Origin of the sequence: Pantoea endophytica, from assembly GCF_002858935.1 — a bacterium.
In the GTDB taxonomy this organism is placed as follows: Bacteria; Pseudomonadota; Gammaproteobacteria; order Enterobacterales; family Enterobacteriaceae; genus Pantoea; species Pantoea leporis.
This window is the reverse complement of record NZ_PJRT01000029.1, coordinates 121,256-144,432: the sequence shown is the minus strand read 5'-3', so window position 1 is coordinate 144,432 and position 23,177 is coordinate 121,256. Positions and strand designations below refer to the sequence as shown.

General features: G+C 53.3%; 21 protein-coding genes. 4 read left to right on the top strand and 17 right to left on the bottom strand.

Annotation, left to right across the window (positions count from 1 at the left end):
- Nucleotides 1–73: 73 nt before the first annotated feature.
- Nucleotides 74–382, bottom strand: coding sequence for a stress response protein ElaB (gene elaB / locus PZBJ_RS18325; RefSeq protein WP_101763663.1), 309 nt, complete (start codon nucleotides 380–382; stop codon nucleotides 74–76).
- A gap of 291 nt (nucleotides 383–673) precedes the next feature.
- On the opposite strand from elaB, the gene PZBJ_RS18320 reads away from it, so the two are divergent.
- The gene (locus PZBJ_RS18320; protein WP_101763662.1) at nucleotides 674–2,332 is read left to right on the top strand and encodes a glucan biosynthesis protein D; all 1,659 of its coding nucleotides are present in this window, start codon (nucleotides 674–676) and stop codon (nucleotides 2,330–2,332) included.
- Nucleotides 2,333–2,361: 29 nt separating this feature from the next.
- Here PZBJ_RS18320 and PZBJ_RS18315 read toward each other — a convergent pair whose 3' ends face one another.
- From PZBJ_RS18315 to lrhA, 15 genes are all read right to left on the bottom strand, one after another.
- Entirely contained in the window at nucleotides 2,362–2,814 is a 453-nt protein-coding gene (locus PZBJ_RS18315) for a GNAT family N-acetyltransferase (RefSeq protein WP_101763661.1), read from the bottom strand.
- Nucleotides 2,815–3,003: 189 nt separating this feature from the next.
- Nucleotides 3,004–4,461, bottom strand: coding sequence for an NADH-quinone oxidoreductase subunit NuoN (gene nuoN / locus PZBJ_RS18310; RefSeq protein WP_008105131.1), 1,458 nt, complete (start codon nucleotides 4,459–4,461; stop codon nucleotides 3,004–3,006).
- Between the two features lie 6 nt (nucleotides 4,462–4,467).
- Entirely contained in the window at nucleotides 4,468–5,988 is a 1,521-nt protein-coding gene (gene nuoM, locus PZBJ_RS18305; protein WP_101763660.1) for an NADH-quinone oxidoreductase subunit M, read from the bottom strand.
- A gap of 84 nt (nucleotides 5,989–6,072) precedes the next feature.
- A complete protein-coding gene (gene nuoL / locus PZBJ_RS18300) occupies nucleotides 6,073–7,908 on the bottom strand; it encodes an NADH-quinone oxidoreductase subunit L (protein WP_101763659.1) in 1,836 nt (611 codons plus the stop codon).
- Entirely contained in the window at nucleotides 7,905–8,207 is a 303-nt protein-coding gene (gene nuoK / locus PZBJ_RS18295) for an NADH-quinone oxidoreductase subunit NuoK (protein ID WP_007889334.1), read from the bottom strand. Before nuoK ends, nuoL begins: the two co-directional genes overlap by 4 nt.
- Entirely contained in the window at nucleotides 8,204–8,755 is a 552-nt protein-coding gene (nuoJ, locus tag PZBJ_RS18290; protein ID WP_101763658.1) for an NADH-quinone oxidoreductase subunit J, read from the bottom strand. The genes nuoK and nuoJ overlap by 4 nt, the downstream gene beginning before the upstream one ends.
- Before the next feature lie 10 nt (nucleotides 8,756–8,765).
- The gene (gene nuoI, locus PZBJ_RS18285) at nucleotides 8,766–9,308 is read right to left on the bottom strand and encodes an NADH-quinone oxidoreductase subunit NuoI (RefSeq protein ID WP_101763657.1); all 543 of its coding nucleotides are present in this window, start codon (nucleotides 9,306–9,308) and stop codon (nucleotides 8,766–8,768) included.
- Nucleotides 9,309–9,319: 11 nt separating this feature from the next.
- Entirely contained in the window at nucleotides 9,320–10,297 is a 978-nt protein-coding gene (nuoH, locus tag PZBJ_RS18280; RefSeq protein ID WP_008105140.1) for an NADH-quinone oxidoreductase subunit NuoH, read from the bottom strand.
- The gene (gene nuoG / locus PZBJ_RS18275; protein ID WP_101763656.1) at nucleotides 10,294–13,017 is read right to left on the bottom strand and encodes an NADH-quinone oxidoreductase subunit NuoG; all 2,724 of its coding nucleotides are present in this window, start codon (nucleotides 13,015–13,017) and stop codon (nucleotides 10,294–10,296) included. Before nuoG ends, nuoH begins: the two co-directional genes overlap by 4 nt.
- Before the next feature lie 103 nt (nucleotides 13,018–13,120).
- A complete protein-coding gene (gene nuoF / locus PZBJ_RS18270) occupies nucleotides 13,121–14,461 on the bottom strand; it encodes an NADH-quinone oxidoreductase subunit NuoF (protein ID WP_176519213.1) in 1,341 nt (446 codons plus the stop codon).
- Between the two features lie 2 nt (nucleotides 14,462–14,463).
- Nucleotides 14,464–14,979: an NADH-quinone oxidoreductase subunit NuoE gene (gene nuoE, locus PZBJ_RS18265; RefSeq protein ID WP_101763655.1), complete on the bottom strand. Its 516-nt coding sequence runs from the start codon at nucleotides 14,977–14,979 to the stop codon at nucleotides 14,464–14,466.
- A 2-nt stretch (nucleotides 14,980–14,981) separates the two neighbouring features.
- On the bottom strand, nucleotides 14,982–16,781 hold the full coding sequence (nuoC, locus tag PZBJ_RS18260) for an NADH-quinone oxidoreductase subunit C/D (protein ID WP_101763654.1): 1,800 nt from the start codon (nucleotides 16,779–16,781) through the stop codon (nucleotides 14,982–14,984).
- A 116-nt stretch (nucleotides 16,782–16,897) separates the two neighbouring features.
- Complete coding sequence (locus tag PZBJ_RS18255) at nucleotides 16,898–17,578, bottom strand: NuoB/complex I 20 kDa subunit family protein (RefSeq protein WP_008105151.1); 681 nt, start codon at nucleotides 17,576–17,578, stop codon at nucleotides 16,898–16,900.
- A 15-nt stretch (nucleotides 17,579–17,593) separates the two neighbouring features.
- Entirely contained in the window at nucleotides 17,594–18,037 is a 444-nt protein-coding gene (locus tag PZBJ_RS18250; protein ID WP_007889316.1) for an NADH-quinone oxidoreductase subunit A, read from the bottom strand.
- Nucleotides 18,038–18,697: 660 nt separating this feature from the next.
- A complete protein-coding gene (gene lrhA, locus PZBJ_RS18245; protein ID WP_021509211.1) occupies nucleotides 18,698–19,621 on the bottom strand; it encodes a transcriptional regulator LrhA in 924 nt (307 codons plus the stop codon).
- A 796-nt stretch (nucleotides 19,622–20,417) separates the two neighbouring features.
- Between lrhA and PZBJ_RS24155 the strand changes: the two genes are divergently transcribed.
- From PZBJ_RS24155 to yfbR, 3 genes are all read left to right on the top strand, one after another.
- Nucleotides 20,418–20,606, top strand: a complete 189-nt coding sequence (locus PZBJ_RS24155) for a hypothetical protein (protein WP_158238614.1) — start codon at nucleotides 20,418–20,420, stop codon at nucleotides 20,604–20,606.
- Nucleotides 20,590–21,807 (top strand): pyridoxal phosphate-dependent aminotransferase, encoded by a 1,218-nt coding sequence (locus tag PZBJ_RS18240; protein ID WP_008105154.1) that lies wholly within the window; start codon nucleotides 20,590–20,592, stop codon nucleotides 21,805–21,807. The genes PZBJ_RS24155 and PZBJ_RS18240 overlap by 17 nt, the downstream gene beginning before the upstream one ends.
- 70 nt (nucleotides 21,808–21,877) lie before the next feature.
- Nucleotides 21,878–22,477, top strand: a complete 600-nt coding sequence (gene yfbR, locus PZBJ_RS18235; RefSeq protein ID WP_101763653.1) for a 5'-deoxynucleotidase — start codon at nucleotides 21,878–21,880, stop codon at nucleotides 22,475–22,477.
- Between the two features lie 27 nt (nucleotides 22,478–22,504).
- On the opposite strand, the gene PZBJ_RS18230 is transcribed toward yfbR, so the two are convergent.
- Complete coding sequence (locus PZBJ_RS18230) at nucleotides 22,505–23,164, bottom strand: sugar phosphatase (protein WP_101763652.1); 660 nt, start codon at nucleotides 23,162–23,164, stop codon at nucleotides 22,505–22,507.
- Nucleotides 23,165–23,177 lie beyond the last annotated feature (13 nt).

The window sequence follows — 23,177 nt, the reverse complement described above, 5'->3', positions numbered from 1 at the left end:
AAACAGGGATTTAGCGGGAAAAGCGGCGAGGCAATCAGGAAGCGGGCGCGAAGCGTGTCGCGCCCGTTGGAACTTAACGTCGAGCCAGCAGTAAACCGACAAACAGGCCAGCGGCGGCACCGATGCCAATCCCCTGCCACGGTTTTTCATGCACATAATCATCGGCGCGATAGGCCGCGTTTTTGGCACGATAGTAATAGCTGTCTGACGCATGGCTAACGCGCGATTTCACGTCTTCCAGCGCTTGTTCAGCTTTGAGTTTCAGCTCGATATATTTCTGATCGGCCGGATCGCCTGATGCCCGTAACACTTCTTCCAGCGTTTCCGTTAGCAGCGCCAGGTCGTCGTCAAGGTGCGTTTCAAATTGATCTGAAGATGACACTATGTAGTTCCTCCATGTTCCTTGCTCGTTGTGGTTTAACTATAGTCATAAATTGCAGATTTGCTGGGTGGCGACTGCAAGGTTTTCACCGAGTTTCATCCACCGCAGTGCAAAGTTGTGTCATGTACGCTGCCGCTACGCGAATTCTGCTTCGCTTATTTGATTAATCTGATAAATTTTCCGCAGACTGAATTATTTATTTTCACGACTGTCGTAACCCCCTGTAGTCAGACGCTTCTCGTCTTACGAGAGTCAAAATACACCCGAGCAGCTAAGGATTAGATTTCCGGCATGAATCGTAGAAAATTTATGAAAGCGTCCATGGCCCTCTCCGCTGTTAGCGGCATGACGGGTCTCTCCACGCTGTTTGCACAATCCGCCTGGGCCGATGATGGTATCGCCGACGGTACCGCGGTTCGCTTCGATTTCGACTCACTGAAAAAGAAAGCCTCCGCGCTGGCAAAACAGCCCTGGGGCGGCGCCCCCGGCCCCTTGCCCGACACCCTGGCCAATCTCACTCCACAGGCCTATAACGAAATTCAGTACGACGCCAACCACTCGCTGTGGAATAACATCCCCGATCGTCAGCTGGACGTGCAATTCTTCCACGTCGGTATGGGCTTCAAGCGCCGCATCCGCATGTTCTCGGTCGATGCCCAGAGCCGTGAAGCGCGTGAGATCCACTTCCGTCCGGAGCTGTTCAATTATCACAACGCCAACGTTGATACCAGGCAGCTGGTTGGTAAAACCGATCTCGGCTTTGCCGGTTTCCGTGCGTTTAAGAAGCCTGAACTGGCGCGCCGCGATATCGTCTCTTTCCTTGGCGCCAGCTATTTCCGTGCGGTTGATGAAACCTTCCAGTACGGCCTCTCCGCGCGCGGCGTGGCGGTCAACACCTTCAGCAACGGCAAAGAAGAGTTCCCGGACTTCACCGCGTTCTGGTTCGAAACACCAAAAGCGGATGACACTACTTTCGTGGTCTACGCCCTGCTGGATGGCGCGAGCGTCACCGGTGCCTACAAGTTCACCATTCACTGCGAGGAGAAACGCGTCGTGATGGAGGTGGAAAACCACCTGTTTGCGCGTAACGACATTCGCCAGCTTGGCATTGCGCCAATGACCAGCATGTTCAGTTGTGGCACCAACGAGCGCCGCATGTGTAACACTTACCATCCACAAATCCACGACTCCGATCGTCTGGCGATGTGGACCGGTGAAGGCGAATGGATTGCACGTCCGCTGAACAACCCGCAGCGTTTGCAGTTCAACGCCTATCAGGACGAAAACCCGCGTGGTTTTGGCCTGTTGCAGCTCGATCATGACTTCAAAAATTATCAGGATGTGATTGGCTGGTACGACAAACGTCCAAGCCTGTGGGTAGAACCGATTGGTAAATGGGGCAAAGGCGCCATTAACGTGATGGAGATTCCTACCACCGGGGAAACGCTGGATAACGTGGTGTGCTTCTGGCAGCCGTCAGAACCGGTGAAAGCCGGTAGCGAGTTCAGCTTCCAGTACAAACTCTACTGGAGCCAGTTGCCACCAGTGCGCAGTGGTTTGGCGCGTGTCGATGCCACGCGCACCGGTATCGGCGGATTCCCGGAAGGTTGGGCGCCAGGCGAACACTTCCCGGATACCTGGTCACGTCGCTTTGCCATTGATTTTGTTGGTGGCGATCTGAAAGCCGCAGCGCCGAAAGGTATTGAGCCGGTGATTACCGTTTCAGAAGGCACATTTAAGCAGGTTGAGATTCTCTACGTCGAGCCACTCAACGGTTACCGCATTCTGTTTGACTGGTATCCAAACAGCGACTCGACCAAACCGGTTGATATGCGCCTGTTCCTACGTACCAAAGATGAAACGCTGAGTGAAACCTGGCTTTATCAGTACTTCCCGCCGCCGCCAGATCAACGTAAATACGTTGATGACCGGCAGATGACGCCAGGCTGATGATTGACGGCGAGGAGCAATCCTCGCCGTTATGCTTTTTGCATGCCGATGTGCGGAATGTCATCTTCCATGTAGACTTCAGTCACCGCTTTAAAGCCCAGACGACCGTAGAACCCTTCCAGATGTGCCTGCGCAGAGAGATAAATAGCGCGCTGCGACCAATACTTTTCACAGCTCTCCAGCGCCTTCTCCATCAAGCGATAGCCCAGCTTCAAACCGCGTGCTTCTTCAGAAACAATCACACGACCAATCATTACCGGCGCAGAGTCTAGCGCTGGCGTTAACACGCGCGCATAGGCCAGCAGCTTACCGTCGAGAAATCCGAGAATGTGGCGGTTTTCGGCAGCTAAATCCTGGCCATCAATATCCTGATAAGGACAGTTTTGTTCCACGATGAAGACATGATTGCGCAGTGCCAGCAAAGTGTAGAGTTGTTGCGCTGTCAGTTCACTGTGGTGGCAATCAAGCCAAAGCATTTCCATGGTGCTTCCTTGTCTGAGCGAAAAAAGGGATCCGATGAGAATATCACACCGGCTACGCCAAACGCAGTGAGCAGCAGCGGCAGCTGAAAACCTCGTGGTGACTCTGTGCTCAACCTCTCACTACGCTGTGAACTGCAGGCAAAAAAAATCAGGCCCGCAGGCCTGATTCAGTGGTTTCGTAAATCTGAATTACATCAGTGGCTGAGCCATCTGCACCAGTGTAATCAGCGGCTGCGGATAAACACCGAGCAGCAGCACCAGAATCGCAGAGATCAGTACCACAACGCCGCCGGCAGTAAATGCCCAATTGGCTTGCGTATCGCGGTTGTGCAGTTCCGGCGGGCTGAGATACAGACTCACCGTCACACGCAGATAGTAATAAAGCCCAATCGCACTACCCGCTACCACCGCACCACTCAACCACCACAGATGTGCGTTCACACTCGAGGCGATAACGTAGAACTTACCGATGAAGCCGAGCGTCATTGGGATACCCGCCAGTGACAACATCATCACCGTCATTACTGCAGACAGAATCGGACGATGCCAGAACAGACCACGATAGGAATAGAGCGTATCGGCATCCGGACCGCGATAAGGGCTCGACATCAGACTCACTACGCCGAACGCGCCAAGGCTGCTGAACAGGTAACCGGCCAGATAAACGCCTGCGGTTTCCAGCGACAGCTGATGGGTTTTCACCGCAATCAGCGCCACCAACAGATAACCAAGGTGCGCGATAGAGGAGTAACCGAGCAGACGCTTGATGTTGCTCTGGGAAATCGCCATCAGGTTGCCGAACAGAATCGACGCAAACGCAATGATGCCCAGCACGGTACGCACCGCTTCGCTGTCAGTGACGGGCGCGTACATGAACAGGCGCATAATCACACCAAAGATGGCGATCTTGCTGGCGGTAGCGAGGAAGGTTGAAACCGGCGCTGGCGCACCCTGATAAACATCTGGCGTCCACAGGTGGAAAGGAACCAGCGACAGTTTAAAGCCCAGTCCGATAATCATCATGCCCAGACCGAGCAGCAACAGCGGCTCCTGAATCATGCTATCGCTCAGACTTTTGCCCAGCTGCACAAAGCTCAGGCTGCCGGAATCAGCATAAATCAGCGCGATACCGAACAGCAGGAACGATGAGGCCGCCGCCGACAGAATGGTATATTTCAGCGACGCTTCCAGCGAACGTTTCTGGCGGAAAGCATAACCAATCAAACCAAACAGCGGCAGTGACAGCAGTTCGATACCGATGAACAGCGCTGCCAGATGATTGGCGCTCGCCAGCACGATCCCGCCGAGTGCTGCAATCAGCACCAGCAGATAGAACTCATCTTTGTTATCCGGGAAACCGGCCAGCCACGGATAAGCGAAGGTGCAGGTGGCTAAACTCGCCAGCACCACCAGCGCGGTGTAGAACATCGAATAGCCATCAACACGCAGCAGCGGCGTGACGTCCATCGCTCCCGCCTGGCCTACAAACCACAGAGAAAATAGCGCAATGTTAAGTCCGATCACCGTCAGCGTGGCATTAACAAAGTGATTGCGTCGCCACGCAATGGACAGCATCACCACCACCACCGTCAATCCGACGATTAACAGCGGCAGTAACGCGATCAGATGTTGAGGAGTTATTGTCATGGCGAATTACGGCCTTGTAGTTGAAATTGAAGCGGTAAACCACTGCTGAATATTACTCATCGCAGCATGGGATGTGTCGAGGATCGGCTGAGGATAAATCCCCAGCAGTACCAGCAACACCACCAATACGCCGATAGTCATGAACTCACGCGGTGACATGCCTGGCAGCGGATCTTTCGACTTTGCTTCGCCGAAGTAAGCGCGCTGCATCATGATCAGGGAGTAAACCGAAGCAAACACCAGACCAAAGGTTGCAATGACGATAATCACCGGTACCACCTGGAAGCTGCCGGTCAGAATCATAAATTCGCCAACAAAGTTACCGGTGCCCGGCATACCGAGGTTTGCAACCGCGAAGAACAGTGACAGACCCGGAATCCATTTGATACGTGACCACAAGCCGCCCATCTGACGAAGGTCGCGGGTATGCAGACGCTCATACAGCTGACCACACAAGATGAACAGTGCCGCAGCAGAGAGACCGTGCGCAATCATCTGAATCACCGCGCCCTGGAAGGCCAGCTGGCTGCCAGTGTAGATGGCGATGAGCACGAAGCCCATATGCGAAATAGAGGTGTAAGCGATCAGTCGCTTGATATCAGTTTGTGAGAATGCCATCCACGCACCGTAGAAGATGCCGATGATACCCAGCCACATGGCAATCGGTGCGAACTCTGCTGACGCATTCGGGAACAGCGGCAGGCTAAAGCGCAGCAAACCGTAAGCCGCAGTTTTTAGCAAGATACCTGCGAGGTCAACTGAACCAGCGGTTGGTGCCTGGCTATGCGCATCGGGTAACCAACCGTGTAATGGCACCACCGGCATTTTCACCGCAAAGGCAATAAAGAAGCCAAGCATCAGCAGATATTCAACGGTGTGCGACATCGGAGTTTTCAGCAGCTCTTCGTAGCTGAAAGTCCATACGCCGGTGGCGTTGTAATGGACAAAGACCAGCGCCAGAATCGCCACCAACATGATCAGACCCGATGCCTGGGTGTAGATGAAGAACTTGGTCGCCGCGCTGATACGCGTTTTACCGTCGGATGCTTTATGGCCCCACAGTGCGATGAGGAAATACATCGGCACCAGCATCATTTCCCAGAAGAAGAAGAACAGGAACATATCGATGGAGAGGAACACGCCAATCACACCACCGAGAATCCACATCAGGTTGAGGTGGAAAAAGCCCTGATATTTCTCAATTTCGTTCCAGGAACACAGCACCGCCATCAAACCGAGCAGTCCGGTCAGCACCACCATCAGCAGCGACAGACCATCAATTGCCAGATGGAAGTTGATGCCAAAGCGCGGAATCCACGGTACGGAGAAAGTCGATTGCCATTGCGGAATGCCCGCAGCCTGCGTCAGTGAATAGCCTCCCTGCAACCACAGCTGCAGACCAAGCGCTAGCGTCAGGCCCATGGTGATCATGGCAATCCAGCGCGGAACTTTCGCGCCAAGACGCTCCGCAAGCCAGCAGAGCAAGCCACCGACAAAAGGTATGATAATTAGCCAAGGTAATAACACGGCAAACTTCCCTTTTTATTGCCTTACTTCAGGCAATTTTTGACATTCTAATTGGGCGAGCGAACCCGCCCCGCTCATCAATCTTTAAATCACCAGCAGCAGCGCCAGCACCACAACGGCACCCACACTCATCGAGGCCACGTACCAGCGCAGATAACCGTTTTCGCTCACCACCAAACCTTTGTTACCAACACGCGACAGCAGCGCAGGCAGGTTCATCAGTGAGTTAAGCGGATCGCGCTTCAGCAACCAGGCAATGCCGAGATAAGGTTTTACAAACAGCTTGTCATACAGCCAGTCGAAGCCCCAGGCCGCGAACCACCAGGTGCCGAAGAAACGACCCGGCGCGCTGTTAGCAATACTGGTCACCAGTTGACGTTTACCCAGCCACAGAGCTGCTGCGATCAGGATACCGACAATGGCCACCACGCCTGAGGTGATTTCCAGCATCACTTTGCCGCCTTCACCAAACTCGTTCTGCGGCAGAACACCCGCCAGAGGAGGCGTGATCAGCGCACCAATAAAGGTGGAGAGCACCATCAGAACAATCAGCGGCAGGTGATGCGTAATGCCTTTACCGGCGTGAGCATGAATTTTCTCTTCACCGTGGAACACGATAAAGATCATGCGGAAGGTGTAGATCGAAGTGAGGAATGCACCCACCAGACCCGCCACCATCAGATTGATGTGACCATTCGCCATCGCACCAAACAGGATTTCATCTTTACTGTAGAAACCTGCGGTGATCAGCGGCAGCGCAGCCAAGGCGGCACCGCCCACCAGGAAGCAGATATACACCAGCGGGATGCTCTTACGCAGGCCGCCCATTTTGAAAATATTCTGCTCGTGATGGCAGGCCAGAATGACCGAGCCTGAAGAGAGGAACAGCAAGGCTTTGAAGAATGCATGCGTCATCAGGTGGAAAATCGCCGCGTCCCATGCCTGCACGCCAAGCGCGAGGAACATGTAGCCGATCTGACTCATGGTGGAGTAAGCCAGCACGCGTTTGATGTCGGTTTGCACCAGCGCAGCAAAACCTGCCAGCACCAGAGTAATCGCACCAATGATACCCACCAGATGCAGCACTTCCGGCGTCAACAGGAACAGACCGTGGGTACGTGCAATCAGATAAACACCGGCGGTTACCATGGTCGCGGCGTGAATCAGTGCCGAAACCGGAGTTGGACCGGCCATCGCATCCGCCAGCCAGGTTTGTAATGGCAGCTGTGCCGATTTACCAACCGCGCCACCCAACAGCATCAGGGTTGCCCACTGCAGCATGTGGTTGTCTGCAGCGAAGTGCGCGGGTGCCAGTTCCACCAGTTCGCGGAAGTTCAGCGTGCCCAGCTCGTTGTAGAGGATGAACAAGGCGAAAGCGAGGAACACATCACCGACACGGGTGATGATAAAGGCTTTCATCGCCGCTTTGCCGTTCTCTGGATTGCTGTAATAGAAGCCAATCAGCAGATAGGAGCACAGGCCCACGCCTTCCCAGCCGAGATACATCAGCAGCAGGTTATCGGCCAGCACCAACACCACCATGCTCGCGATGAACAGGTTGGTGTAAGCGAAGAAGCGCGAATAACCCTCTTCACCACGCATGTACCATGAAGCGAACATGTGGATGAAGAAGCCAACGCCGGTGACGACGGACAGCATGGTCAGAGAAAGACCATCCAGCACCAGATTCACTTTAATGTCAAAGTTGCCGACGTGAATCCAGGTCCACAGCGCCTGAGTGAACGGCTGCTGCCCCTGATTGAAGAAGTCGAAACCGGCATAAATAGTGGTTAATGCGGCAAGACCAACAGAACCCATACCGATTGCTGCCGACAGGTTCTCCGACCAGCGACCGCGTGAAAACGCCAATAGCAGGAAGCCAATCAGCGGAAATAATACGGTTAAATAGAGAAGATTCATCCGCGCATCTCGCTCACTGTGTCAATGTTCAGCGTCTGACGACGACGATAGAGCTGGAGCAACAGCGCCAGACCAATACTCGCTTCCGCCGCCGCAAGGCTGATCGCCAGGATGTACATCACCTGACCATCAGCTTGTCCCCAATAGCTGCCTGCTACCACCAGCGCTAACGCGGAGGCATTGATCATGATTTCCAGACCAATCAGCATAAACAGGATGTTACGACGCAGCACCACGGAGGTCAGGCCGAGAACAAACAGCACAGCGGCCAGCATCAGGCCGTGTTGTAACGGGATCATGCGTGATCCTCCTTATTTGCTTGCGCATCAGCTTGACGATTGCTCAACACTTCGCCGTGACGCTCTTCACGTCCAATATGGAAGGCCACGACCAGACCCGCGAGCAGCAGCATCGATGCCAACTCAACCGCCAGAACATAGGGACCAAATAAGCTGATACCGACTGCTTTCGCGTCGATGACGGTGCCATCAATACCCTGATCGGTTGCCGTGCTAATCGCGTAAATCATCACTGCCAGCAGCAGTAAAGAGACGATGCCCGGGCCAATCCACAGCGAAGGTTTGAGCCACTCGCGCTCTTGATCCTGCTGAGTTTTGCCGACGTTCAGCATCATCACCACAAAGACGAACAGCACCATGATGGCACCCGCGTAGACGATGATTTCCAGTGCACCGGCAAAGTAGGCGCCCATTGAGAAGAACACGCCGGCAATCGACAGCAGCGAAACGATCAGGTACAGCAGCGCATGTACCGGATTGGTGTGGGTGATGACGCGCAGCGTCGTCAGCACCGCCACCAGTCCGCAAAGATAAAACGCAAATTCCATACCTGGCTCCTTAAGGTAATAACCCTTTGACGTCGATCGGCTTGGCTTCGTTTTCCGCTTCGCCCTTCTCTTTTCCGTTGATCGCCATACCAGCCATACGATAGAAGTTGTACTCCGGATATTTACCCGGACCGGAAATCAGCAAGTCTTCTTTCTCATACACCAGATCCTGACGCTTAAACTCACCCAGTTCGAAATCGGGTGTCAGCTGAATCGCGGTGGTTGGGCAAGCCTCTTCACACAGGCCGCAGAAGATGCAGCGTGAGAAGTTGATGCGGAAGAACTCAGGATACCAACGTCCATCCTGCGTCTCGGCTTTCTGCAGCGAGATACAGCCGACAGGACAAGCTACCGCGCACAAGTTACAGGCAACGCAACGCTCTGCGCCGTCCGGATCGCGCGTCAGCACGATACGGCCACGGTAACGCGGCGGCAGATAAACCGGCTCTTCCGGATACATTTGGGTTTCGCGCTTGGCGAAGGCATGCATGCCTATCATCCAGATACTGCGCACTGTCGTGCCGAAGCCAACGACAATATCTTTTAAAGTCATCTCAATGTCCCTTACTGCGCGGTGTACAGAATCACTGCGGCGGTCGCCAGCAGGTTCAACAGCGTCAACGGCAGACACACTTTCCAGCCGAACGACAGCACCTGGTCATAGCGTGGACGCGGCAGCGCAGCACGAATCAGGATAAACATCACCATAAAGAACGCTGTTTTCAGAGCGAACCAGATGAATGGCGGCAGGAACGGGCCGTGCCAGCCACCAAAGAACAGCGTCACGATCAGCGCTGAAACGGTGGTGATCGCCACGTATTCACCGACGAAGAACAGGCCGAACTTCATACCGGCGTATTCGATGTGGTAACCGTCCGCCAGTTCCTGCTCCGCTTCTGGTTGGTCAAACGGATGACGGTGACATACCGCTACGCCCGCGATGCAGAAGGTAAGGAAGCCGAAGAACTGAGGAATGATGTTCCACAGATGCGCCTGGCTTTCGACAATGGCATTCATATTGAACGAGCCGGCTTGCGCCACCACGCCCATCAGTGAAAGACCAAGGAACACTTCGTAGCTCAGCGTCTGCGCCGATGCACGCATCGCACCCAACAGTGAGTATTTGTTGTTACTCGACCAGCCAGCGAACAGCACTGCATACACCGCCAGACCCGCCATCATCAGGAAGAACAGCAGACCGATGTTCAGGTCGGTGACCATCCAGGTCGGCGAAACTGGCACAATGGCGAAAGCCAGCAGCAGCGATACGAAGGCGATAACCGGTGCCAGCGTAAAGATGAAGCGGTCGGTAAACGGCGGAACCCAGTCCTCTTTAAAGAACATTTTGATCATGTCAGCAGCCAGCTGCAGCGAGCCGCCCCAGCCAACACGGTTTGGTCCATAACGGTTCTGCCACAGGCCGAGCAGACGACGCTCGGCGAAACTCATGAAAGCGCCGCAACCGACAACCACCAATAAGATGACCAGCGCTTTGCCGATGTTGATCAGGATTTCAATAACGTCCGGTGTCAGCCAACTCATTGCGCGGCCTCCTGCAGTTTGTCAATTTGCGCACCTGAGAGGAACGGCGGCACGCCCGGCATACCGAGCGGTAAACCAACCTGCCCTGCTTGCAGCGACGCAGAGAAACGTACCGGCAAGCGCAGTGTTTCACCTGCACATACCAGCTCAACGGAAGCACCGCTATTAACACCCAGTTTCTCAGCATCAGCCGGGTTAATCACCAGCGTGGCCGGGGACATGCGTTTCTGGAAGGTGGTTGAACGCTGTGTCATCTCCTCGCTACCAAACAGCTGGTAGTAAGGTGCGACGCGCCACTGGCTGCCTTCAACGAAGCTTTCAGGAATCGCGGTAAACCACGGCAATGAACGATCGCTGGCTTCAAACAGACGCACGCCCGGATCGCCATGACGCAGTTTGCCGCCCACTTCAGCTTGGAACTTGTTCCATGCCTGCGGTGAGTTCCAGCCCGGCGCCCAGGCAAATGGAATCTGCGAACGCGGTGCGCTGGGCTGGTTGTTACCTTCCATCGAGAAGGCAAACATGGTGTCTTTATCTTGCGGCTGACGCGGTTCATGCACGCTGATATTGGCGCGCATCGCTGTACGGCCACTGTTGCGGTGCGGTGAACGTGCCAGTTTTTGACCGCGGATACGGAAGCTGGCGTCTGGCGCAGCATCCTTGATGCCTTTCAGCTGTGGCAGCGCCGCAACGGTGGCATCAATCACGTGATCCAGTTGAGTCCAGTCGATGTGACGGCTCTCAACGGCGCTGTGCAGAGAACGCAACCAGCGCCAGCTCTCCAGCATCACTACGCTGTCATCGTAATAAGCGGGATCGTAAACCTGGAAGAAGCGCTGCGCGCGGCCTTCGTGGTTGATTGATGTGCCATCGCTCTCCGCAAAGCTGGCGGTTGAAAGTACCAAACCGGCTTTTTCCAGCGTTGCGGTACGTTGATGATCGACCACAATCACGTTAGCGGTGGTATCGAGCGCCGCATCCACGTTGGCTTTCGGCGCATGACGATAGAGATCGTTTTCCAGCACCACCAGCGCATCGGCTTCGCCTTTGCTCAGCTGCTCCAGCGCGTTGTCCAGCGATTGACCGCCCATCAGGCCGAGGCCAAAGCTGTTCGCCGCACCCGCGAGGAAGGTAATACCGACATCGGCACCGCGCGCTTTCAGGGCTTTTGCCACGTTAGCAGCAGCTTCAATCATCGCGATGCTACCGGAATGGGTACCGGAGATAATCAGCGGTTTTTTCGCACCTGCCAGCGCCTGAACCACCACATCAACTTTGCCGTTCAGTTTGCTGTCGAAGCCGCTGACTGCCGGCGCGCTTTCATCCAGCGCATTGGCAATCGCGAAGCCGAGACGCGCCTGATCTTCCACCGGTGCGCGATAGCTCCACGCAGCGATATCATCCAGGCGGGTTTCGTCGACATTGGTTACGAACAGCGGATGTTTGGCATGCTGACCGATGTTAAGGATTGCCGCGATCTGCCAGTCAGCCACTTTCTGTGCCGCAGCCATCTCACGCGCTTTACCTTTTACTGCCTGACGTACAGACAACGCCACGCGCGCGCCAACCTGAGTCAAATCTTCACCCAGCACCAGCACCGCATCGTAGCTCTCAATTTCGCGCAGTGATGGCGTGTAGATGCCGCCGTCCTGCAGGACTTTCAGCATCAGCTCAACGCGAGCCTGCTCACCGGCTGGCATACCGGTTGAGAAGTTTTCTGCGCCAACCAGCTCACGCAACGCGAAGTTGCTTTCAATGCTGGCGCGCGGAGAACCGATACCAATGACTTTTTTCGCCCGACGCAACACATCCGCCGCCGCATTCACCGCTTGTTCAGCATTCAGGCTGACCCAATCGTTGCCGCGTTGCTGTACCGGATGACGTGGACGATCTTTGCGGTTGACGTAGCCGTAACCGAAACGACCACGATCGCACAGGAAATAGTGGTTTACGGTGCCGTTATAGCGGTTTTCGATACGACGCAATTCGCCATAGCGCTCGCCCGGGCTGGTGTTACAACCCACGCTGCACTGCTGACAGATGCTTGGTGCGAACTGCATATCCCATTTACGGTTATAGCGTTCGGAGTGTGTTTTATCGGTGAATACGCCGGTCGGACAGATTTCCACCAGGTTACCGGAGAATTCGCTTTCCAGCGTGCCATCTTCCGGACGACCAAAGTAGACGTTGTCGTGAGCACCATAAACGCCAAGATCTTTGCCGTCGGCATAATCTTTGTAGTAACGCACGCAGCGATAGCAGGCGATACAGCGGTTCATTTCATGCGAAATGAACGGGCCGAGATCCTGATTCTGGTGGGTACGTTTAGTGAAGCGATAACGACGGAAACTGTGTCCGGTCATTACCGTCATATCCTGCAGATGGCAGTTACCGCCCTCTTCGCACACCGGGCAGTCGTGCGGATGGTTGGTCATCAGCCATTCCACCACGCTTTCACGAAACTCTTTCGCTTCGCCATCGTCGATGGAGATAAAGGTGCCGTCCGACGCTGGTGTCATGCAGGACATGACAAGGCGACCGCGGGTATCTTCGGCATTCTGGAATTGCTTCACCGCGCACTGGCGGCAGGCCCCTACGCTTCCCAGCGCCGGATGCCAGCAAAAATAAGGAATATCAAGGCCCAGAGAGAGACACGCCTGTAGCAGGTTGTCCGCTCCGTTCACATCATATTCTTTACCGTCTACATGGATTGTAGCCATAGTGAACATGCTTCCGTAAGGCTCGCCCTAAGACGAGCGTTAAACATCTAATTCTTTCCCCACGCCATGTCGGCATGAGGTGAATTCCGTGTACGGCGGCTGATTACCAGCGCGCTTTCAGCAGGTTGGGCTGAATACCGCCGATGGCTCGGGTATTGCCAAACACCTGCGGCGCAATGCCAGCTTCAAACTCTTCACGGAAATATTTAATCGCGCTCTGCAATGGCTCGACGGCGCCCGGTGCGTGGGCACAGAAGGTTTTACCTGGGCCAAGCTGGCGGCAGAGTTGCTGCAGGGTTTCAATATCACCCGGCTGACCTTTCTTCTGCTCCAGCGCTCGCAGGATCTTCACGCTCCATGGCAATCCATCACGGCACGGCGTACACCAACCACAGGATTCGCGCGCAAAGAATTCTTCCAGGTTACGCACCAGTGAAACCATGTTGATTTCGTGATCGACCGCCATCGCCAGCGCAGTACCTAAACGGCTGCCAGCTTTACCAATACTGGCAAATTCCATCGGCAGATCGAGGTGCTGATCGGTGAGGAAGTCAGTTCCTGCACCGCCTGGCTGCCAGGCTTTGAATTTCAGGCCATCACGCATGCCACCGGCGTAATCCTCAAGGATTTCACGTGCGGTGGTGCCGAACGGCAATTCCCAGACGCCAGGATTTTTCACGCGACCGGAGAAGCCCATCATTTTGGTGCCGGTGTCTTCGCTGGTAGAGATGTTTTTGTACCAGTCAACGCCGTTAAGGAAGATGGCAGGCACGTTCGACAGCGTTTCCACGTTGTTCACGCAGGTCGGCTTGCCCCACACGCCGGCACTGGCCGGGAATGGCGGCTTAGAACGCGGGTTCGCACGACGTCCTTCCAGCGAGTTGATCAGCGCTGTTTCTTCACCGCAGATATAACGACCTGCGCCGGTGTGGACGATCAGCTCGAAATCAAAACCAGTACCAAGAATATTTTTGCCGAGATAGCCCGCTTCGGTGGCTTCAGCAATCGCGCGACGCAGATTAACGGCCGCTTCGATGTACTCACCACGTAAGAAGATATAGCCACGATAGGCTTTCAGCGCGAACGCACTGATCAGCATGCCTTCCACCAGCTGGTGCGGCAGTTGCTCCATCAGCAAGCGGTCTTTGTAAGTGCCCGGCTCCATTTCATCGGCATTACACAGCAGGTAACGGATGTTCATGGATTCGTCTTTCGGCATCAGGCTCCACTTCAGGCCGGTGTTAAAGCCTGCACCACCGCGGCCTTTCAGGCCGGAGTCTTTTACCGCCGCGACGATTTCGTCCTGGCTGAAATCTTTCAACGCTTTTTCTGCGCCGACATAACCGTTTTTACTGCGATATTCATCGATCCAGATCGGCTGCTTGTCGTCACGGAGACGCCAGGTCAGTGGATGCGTTTCGGCAGTACGAATGATCTGTTTAATGGTCATTGATACTGCTCCAGCAAGTTGGCGATGCCTTCAGGCGTCAGATGAACGTGGGTATCTTCATCCACCATCATGGTTGGCCCTTTATCGCAGTTACCCAGGCAGCAAGTTGGCAGCAGCGTAAAGCGTCCATCCGCCGTAGTCTGGCCCGGCTTGATGTTCAGATTTTGCTCCAGCGCATCCTGAATCCCCTGATAACCCGTGATGTGGCACACCACGCTGTCACAGTAGCGAATAACGTGACGGCCAACCGGCGTACGGTAGATTTGGCTATAGAAAGTCGCTACGCCTTCAACATCACTGGCTGGAATCCCTAGAACATCTGCGATGGCGTTAATCGCGCCGTCCGGCACCCAGCCACGCTGTTTCTGCACGATCTTCAACGCTTCGATCGAAGCGGCGCGTGCATCTTCGTAATGGTGTTTCTCGTGCTCGATAGCGTGGTGCTCGGCCTCGCTCAGCACGAAGACCTCAGTAGGGTCGATGGTGTGAATAGCAATTTTTTGATCGTGCATAATTAGCGGTCCACGTCTGACATAACAAAATCGATACTACCGAGGTAAACGATCAAGTCGGATACCAGGCTGCCGCGGATCACCGATGGGATCTGCTGCAGATGCGGGAAGCTCGGCGTACGCACGCGGGTGCGATAGCTCATGGTGCTGCCATCGCTGGTCAGGTAGTAACTGTTGATCCCTTTGGTCGCCTCAATCATCTGGAAGGATTCGTTGGCTGGCATGATTGGGCCCCACGAAACCTGCAGGAAGTGAGTGATCAGGGTTTCAATGTGCTGCAGCGTGCGCTCTTTCGGCGGCGGCGTTGTCAGCGGATGGTCCGCTTTGAACGGGCCTTCAGGCATGTTGTTCAGGCACTGTTCCAGAATGCGCAGTGACTGCCACATCTCTTCCATTTTCAGCTGCACGCGGGTATACGCATCACTGATGCCAGCGCCAACCGGAATTTCGAAATCGAAGTTTTCGTAACCTGAATATGGACGCCATTTGCGCACGTCAAAATCTAAACCAGTGGCGCGCAGACCTGCGCCGGTGGTGCCCCACGCCAGTGCTTCGTCCATGTTGTACGCCGCAACACCTTGCGAACGGCCCATCAACACGGTATTGCGCAGTGCGGCTTTGTCGTACTCTTTCAGACGCTTCGGCATCCAGTCGAGGAAGTCGCGCAGCAGACGTTCCCAGCCTTTCGGCAGGTCATGCGCGACGCCGCCGATGCGGAACCACGCCGGGTGCATACGGAAACCGGTAATCGCTTCCACCACATCATAGATTTTCTGACGATCGGTAAAGGCGAAGAACACCGGCGTCATCGCGCCGACGTCCTGAATAAAGGTGGAGATATAGAGCAGATGGCTGTTGATGCGGAACAGTTCAGACAGCATCACGCGGATCACATTGACGCGATCCGGCACGGTAATGCCCGCCAGTTTTTCCACCGCCAGCACGTAAGGCATTTCGTTCACGCAGCCGCCGAGGTACTCGATACGGTCGGTGTACGGAATGTAGCTGTGCCAGGATTGGCGCTCGCCCATCTTCTCCGCGCCACGATGGTGGTAGCCGACATCGGGAACGCAATCGACGATTTCTTCACCATCTAACTGCAGAATGATGCGGAAAGCACCGTGCGCAGAGGGGTGGTTCGGACCGAGGTTGAGGAACATGAAGTCCTCATTGGTGGTGCTGCGCTTCATGCCCCAATCTTCAGGCTTGAAGGTCAGCGCCTCCATCTCCAGATCTTCTTTCTGCCTGGTCAGCTCGAAGGGATCGAACTCGGTAGCGCGCGCCGGATAATCTTTACGCAGTGGATGGCCTTCCCACGTCTGCGGCATCATGATGCGCGTCAGGTGCGGGTGACCATTGAAAGTGATGCCAAACATCTCCCAGGTTTCGCGCTCATACCAGTTGGCGTTAGCGAAAATTTTGGTGATGGTTGGCACATTCAGATCGTTTTCAGATAAAGCGACCTTGAGCATGATGTCGCGGTTGCGTTCAATGGAAAGCAGGTGATAGAAAACGGAAAAATCCGCGGCGGGCAAACCGGCGCGGTTAGTGCGTAAACGCTCATCAAAACCGTGTAAGTCATACAGCATGACATAGGGCTTTGGCAGCTTGCGCAGGAATTCAACGATTTCTAATAGCTGTTCACGCTTTACCCAGACTACCGGAATCCCGGTGCGGGTAGCCTGAACGGTAAAGGCATCCGGCCCAAAACGGTTACGCAGCTCGCCGACCACTGGGTCATCCAGGTGATCGCGGGTTTGCCATGAAGGCTGAGCGAGATCTTGCGTGGTTAAATCAGTCATACGTTACTCACCATTCCGGCCTGTAATCAGGCGCTCAAAAGAAGGCGTCAGGATGGCGGCGCACATTAAATTGTGATGTTTTGCTGTGGCCGTGGCTCCATCCGTGTACGGGAAGCTTAAACTTCGTCTGGCGATCTCAGGTTGGTGACGGCAATACGCTCGCCACGCTTTCTTTCACGCTCTGGCTGCATATTGGCGCGATAAACACCCTGATCACCGACCACCCAAGACAGTGGACGACGCTCTTTGCCAATCGACTCGCGCAGCAGCAGCAATGCCTGCATATACGCTTCTGGACGTGGCGGGCAGCCAGGAATGTACACGTCAACCGGCAGGAATTTATCCACACCCTGCACCACCGAGTAGATGTCATACATGCCACCCGAGTTAGCGCATGCGCCCATGGAAATCACCCATTTCGGCTCTAGCATTTGGTCATATAAACGCTGAATAACCGGCGCCATTTTGGTAAATGGCGTACCGGCGATCACCATGAAGTCAGCCTGACGTGGCGAGGCGCGCATAACTTCGGCGCCAAAACGTGCCACGTCATGCACTGCGGTGAAGGATGTGGTCATTTCCACGTAGCAACAGGAAAGGCCGAAGTTATACGGCCAGAGTGAGTTTTTACGACCCCAGTTCACCATGTCATGCAGGGCGTGCTCGAGCTTGCCCATGTAGACGCTACGGTGAACGTGTTGCTCCAGCGGATCGGTAACCGTTTCCTGTTTCTGTAGAGGATAACGATCGTTATCGCCGCCCCCGTTCGGGTCTACGCGTGTCAGCGTGTAGTCCATCTTATTGCCTCGCTTTTACTGCTTATGAGGGTTGGTGTGGCTGTGACTGACCGGGACAGATTTGACCACTACGCGACGACGCGCAGGAGCCCAATCCAGCGCACCGATGCGCACCAGATAAACCAGGCCTGCCAAGAGCACCAAAATGAAAATTGCGGCTTCGACAAAGCCGACCCAACCGCTTTCGCGAATGGAAGTCGACCATGCGTATAAATAGAGGGCTTCGACGTCGAATATGACGAAAAACATCGCAACCAGATAGAATTTTGCAGAGAGGCGAATATGAGTGTCACCGACCGACTCAATACCCGATTCGAACGGGGTGTCCTTGTGTCGCGCACGCGCACGACCACCTAACAACCAGCCACCGGTCAACATAAAGGCACACAGGCCGAATGCGATAACGATAAAAACAATAAATGCCCAGTGATGAGCGATCACTTCTGTAGTTGTCGACATACTCTTTGCTTACTCATCAAAAGTGGTGATGGCATCCTGCGCTGTTGCAGCAAACACACCACATCGATTCAAGGGAAGGATAAAAAACCTTATAAATTTTGCTGTCATTAGCAATAAAGCAGCAATTTTATAGGGGTTTTTACTCCTTTCTATAACCTTTTGTCAACTTTGACAAAAGTATCCAAACATTATTTTACAGCTGCATCATATTATTAACATTCAACCCTCTGAGCGCCAGCTAAATCGCTTCAGTTTGTGAGGTTAATTTTAGTGTAGCGGGTATTCACATGCGTGGATCGTGCATTTAACAATCATATTTTGACAGGTCTCGCCCGAGATTCCCCCCCCTTATCAGGGGTATTTTTTTGATCTAAAGCACATAACTGGGTTTTATGCTGCAAAAAACAGCGGATTGGACGGGCAAATGACCTGGGAAAGTTGGCACGAATTGATAAAATCATTCCATGTGGTGCAAAAATGGAACACATTTCATTTTTAAGATGTCGAGTAAAATCTTGTTTGTGAAATCGCTTCAAAAATGACGCGTTAAACAGCATAAAAAAAGCCTTAGCGGGTAATTACCCAACTAAGGCTCATTTATATAGGTTTTAACAATTAACCGATATTCCATTTGCGAGGAATTACCAGTAACTGCAATCCTTACTCTTCGTCATCCAGCAACAAGGTACCGTCTGGATTAGCACTCAGATTATAAGGATCGTTGGTGGACTGCATGGCATTGAAGATCGCCAGCGCCAGTTCGTTATCGCTGTCTGGATTACGGCACAGCAGATACTGGGTATCAGGCAATACTGGCAAACCTTCTGCCGCGCCCATCACACGCAGTTCTGGACTCATCATCTCAACTGGACGCGCTGTCACACCCAAACCGGCTTTAACCGCTGCACGGACGGCAGCCAGCGTTGAAGCAACATAGGAGATGCGCCACGGAATGCCAGCCTCGTTGAGGTGATCAATGGCCATATCACGATACGGGCTTGGCTCATCCAACAGAACCAAAGGAATGGCCTCTCCACGCTGGAAGATATAATCTGCCGCGCAGTACCACAACGTTGGTGAAGTACGCAGTACCTGATAAGTAAAGTTTCCTGGGCTGGACGTGGTCACAACCAGATCGACTTCACCTTGATTAAGCATTTCCATCATGAACGGGTTGCGCTTAACACGCACATCAATGGCCAGCTTCGGATAGACCGACGTTACGCGGTTAAGCAGGAACGGCAGAATGGTATCTGAGGTATCATCTGAAGCGCCGATGGTCAGAACGCCCTGGATGTTGCTGTACATTAAAGAGGTGCAAGCTTCGTCATTAAAACGAAGGATTTTCCTGGCGTAACCCAGCAGTTGAATGCCATGCTCCGTCAGCAATTTATTACGTCCATGTCTGGCAAACAGCTCTTTACCTACCAATTGTTCCAGACGTTGCATCTGCTGGCTCACTGCGGACTGCGTTCTGCACACGGCGGCAGCGGCTGCTGCAAAAGTGTTCAGATCGGCAACGGCAACAAATGTACGCAGCAGATCGAGGTCGAGATTCAGTATCGGACGATTTGCATTAGTCATGTTTTTCTTCACTTATAAGATTTTTTAAAACTACTACCCTGGTGTATTACCCGACTTATCAAAGAGATAAGAGGCAATGGTGCTTAATGACAGCCCTGTGTGGAGCTGCCATGAAAAAAAATTTGTCAGGCGGATGCCGACGATCGCACCACTCTGAGATCAGAGCAGCGTCGTCATTATAGACAGCAGAACTTCTGGGCCGAAAACGTAAGTCGTACAGGTGCTGGAAGCTGCGTAGTTGTCTATGTCTCCCGCACAAAGTCCCTGCGGGTTAAAAAGAAATAACATCATGTTATGTAGATGCGAAGCGATAAAGTGCATCAAATAATAAATTATACTTAATCATTTTTACGCTATAAATGGAAATGTTTTTGTTCAAAACATCGCAATTTTTGACCAAAAGTCTTTTCGCACACATCCTGCCATAATGCTGCTCTTTTTTTAACCCCTCCAGGTTCTGAATCTCAAACACTTACGTTAAAGATACAGCGCAAATGCTATTTTACGCGTGTTTTACACTGAGTTGCAGCTGATGATGGTGCTTAATCCTGCCAATAAAAAGTGTATGAGAATGAACTCTATTTTGTGACGCCAAACAGTGCTTAATCATTACCAGACAATTTTCCGCCATCCAACAAGATTCATTTAACTATTTCGTCTGGTCGCTAATGTTTTTTTAAGCCAGTTTTGACTAAAAAATTTCTGAATAGTCTCGGATGTCGATTGAAGAAGGCATTTACACGTCAGGCACACCTTACCAGCGTTTAATATTAACATTCTTCACATTTGTGGACTAATGAACCAGATTAATCGATTTCCAATGACTTTTACGCCAAGTGAAGGGGGAAAAAATGGCAAACACGCCAAAACCAAGCGCTGCCCTTCTTTTGTTAAGGTGAGAAGAGTAAATTGGGCGAGTTTGATTTTTGGTGGCAGGTTAAAGGACTCTGCCCATAAAGGCGGTAACAATGAATTTTCAAATTGATAAATCCGGCAAGCTGGAAAATGTCTGTTATGACATCCGTGGTCCGGTACTGAAAGAAGCTAAACGTCTCGAAGAAGAAGGCAACAAAGTTCTCAAGCTGAACATCGGCAACCCTGCCCCGTTTGGTTTCGAAGCGCCTGATGAAATTCTGGTCGATGTCATTCGCAATCTGCCAAGCTCGCAGGGTTATTGCGATTCAAAAGGGCTGTATTCGGCGCGTAAAGCGATCATGCAGCATTACCAGGCGCGTGACATGCGCGATGTCACCGTCGAAGACATCTATATTGGTAACGGCGTATCCGAACTGATTGTGCAAGCGATGCAGGCATTGCTCAACAGCGGTGATGAAATGCTGGTGCCTGCGCCGGATTATCCGCTGTGGACCGCTGCCGTTTCATTGTCGAGCGGTAAAGCGGTGCATTATTTGTGCGATGAATCAGCAGGTTGGTTCCCTGACCTGGATGATATTCGCAGCAAGATCACCCCGCGCACGCGTGGCATTGTCATCATTAACCCGAATAACCCGACCGGCGCGGTTTACAGCAAAGAGTTGTTGCTTGAGATTGTTGAAATTGCGCGCCAGCACAATCTGATTATTTTCGCCGATGAAATCTACGACAAGATTCTCTACGACGAAGCACAACATCATTCGATTGCTGCGCTGGCACCCGATCTGCTGACGGTGACCTTCAACGGCTTGTCCAAAACCTATCGCGTGGCGGGTTTCCGTCAGGGCTGGATGGTTTTGAATGGTCCGAAGAAACACGCCAAAGGTTACATTGAAGGTCTGGAGATGCTGGCGTCGATGCGCCTGTGTGCCAACGTTCCTGCACAACACGCGATTCAGACCGCATTGGGTGGTTATCAAAGCATTAGTGAATTTATCGCGCCCGGCGGACGTTTGTATGAACAGCGCCAGCGTGCGTGGGAATTAATTAATGATATTCCTGGCGTCAGCTGTGTGAAGCCGCAAGGTGCGCTCTATATGTTCCCGCGTATTGACGCCAAGAAATTCAACATCTTCGACGATCAGAAGATGGTGCTGGATTTCCTGTTGCAGGAAAAAGTGCTGCTGGTTCAGGGCACCGCGTTCAACTGGCCGTGGCCGGATCACGTACGCATCGTTACGCTGCCGCGCGTGGACGATTTGGAAATGGCCGTCAGCAAGTTTGGTCGTTTCTTACAAGGGTATCGCCAGTAAATTGTGACGCGTATACTGTTCGCATTTCGGGGAAAAGATATCTTCCCCGCCGTGCGAACAGGAACCGTCCATGACTCGTAGCCATTTTTTCGCCCACCTCTCCCGTCTCAAACTGATTAACCGCTGGCCATTAATGCGCAATGTGCGCACTGAAAACGTTTCCGAGCATAGTCTGCAGGTGGCGATGGTTGCTCACGCGCTCGCCATCATCAAAAACAAAAAGTTTAACGGCAACCTCAACGCCGAGCGCATTGCCATGCTGGCGCTGTATCATGATGCCAGCGAAGTATTGACCGGGGATTTACCGACGCCGGTGAAGTACTACAACGCGCAAATTGCGCACGAATATAAAAAGATCGAGAAAATTGCCCAGCAGAAACTCATCAATATGCTGCCGCCCGAACTGCAGGACGCTTATCGGCCGCTGATAGATGAACACATGCATAGCGAAAGTGAACAATCCGTGGTAAAGCAAGCGGATGCACTTTGCGCCTATGTGAAGTGTCTGGAAGAGTTGTCGGCGGGTAATAACGAGTTTTTGCTGGCCAAAGCGCGCCTGGAGAAAACCCTGACGCAGCGGCGCTCGCCGGAAATGGATTATTTTGTTGAGGTGTTTATTCCCAGCTTTAGCCTGTCGCTGGATGAAATCTCACAGGATACGCCGCTGTAAAAAAACGGGCCGCAGCGGCCCGTTTTTTTATGCGGTGATAGAAAGGGTAAATTCACCGCTATCTTCTTTAGTGACATTTAACGGTTCAAGCGAAGCGACGCGGAAGGTGACTTCATCAATGCGCGGCGCATCGGCTGGCGCATTTATAGCGATCACCGCACTGCCCGCATCCAATCCTGAAATGATGCCCGCTGGCGCATCCTCAACCACCACGCATTGCGTCGCTGAAAGCCCCAAACGCTCGGCGCCCAGCAAATAAGGCTCGGGATTCGGCTTACCGTGCTTGATGTTCTCCGCGGTGATGAAAACCTCTGGCATGGGTAGATTGGCGGCTTTATGGCGCGCGTGGGCAACAGGAATCGAACCCGATGTGACAATCGCCCATGGGATCTGCAACTCGTTCAACGTTGACAGTAACGCTAATGCGCCCGGAATCGCCTGTACGCCATGCGTGTCTTCCGCTTCGAGGCGTTCAAGCCAGAGAAATTCCGCCTGAATCGCCTCTTCAGATTGTCCCGCCATGAAATGGCGCAGCGAGTTGATCGCAGGCTTCCCATGGATATAGCTCAGGACCTCTTCCGCAGACAAACCATGGCGCTCACCCCACAATGACCATGCGCGAATCACAGCAGGCAGTGAATCCACCAGCGTACCGTCTAAATCAAACAGAAAACCCCTGTACTTCACGCGTCGCTCCTTA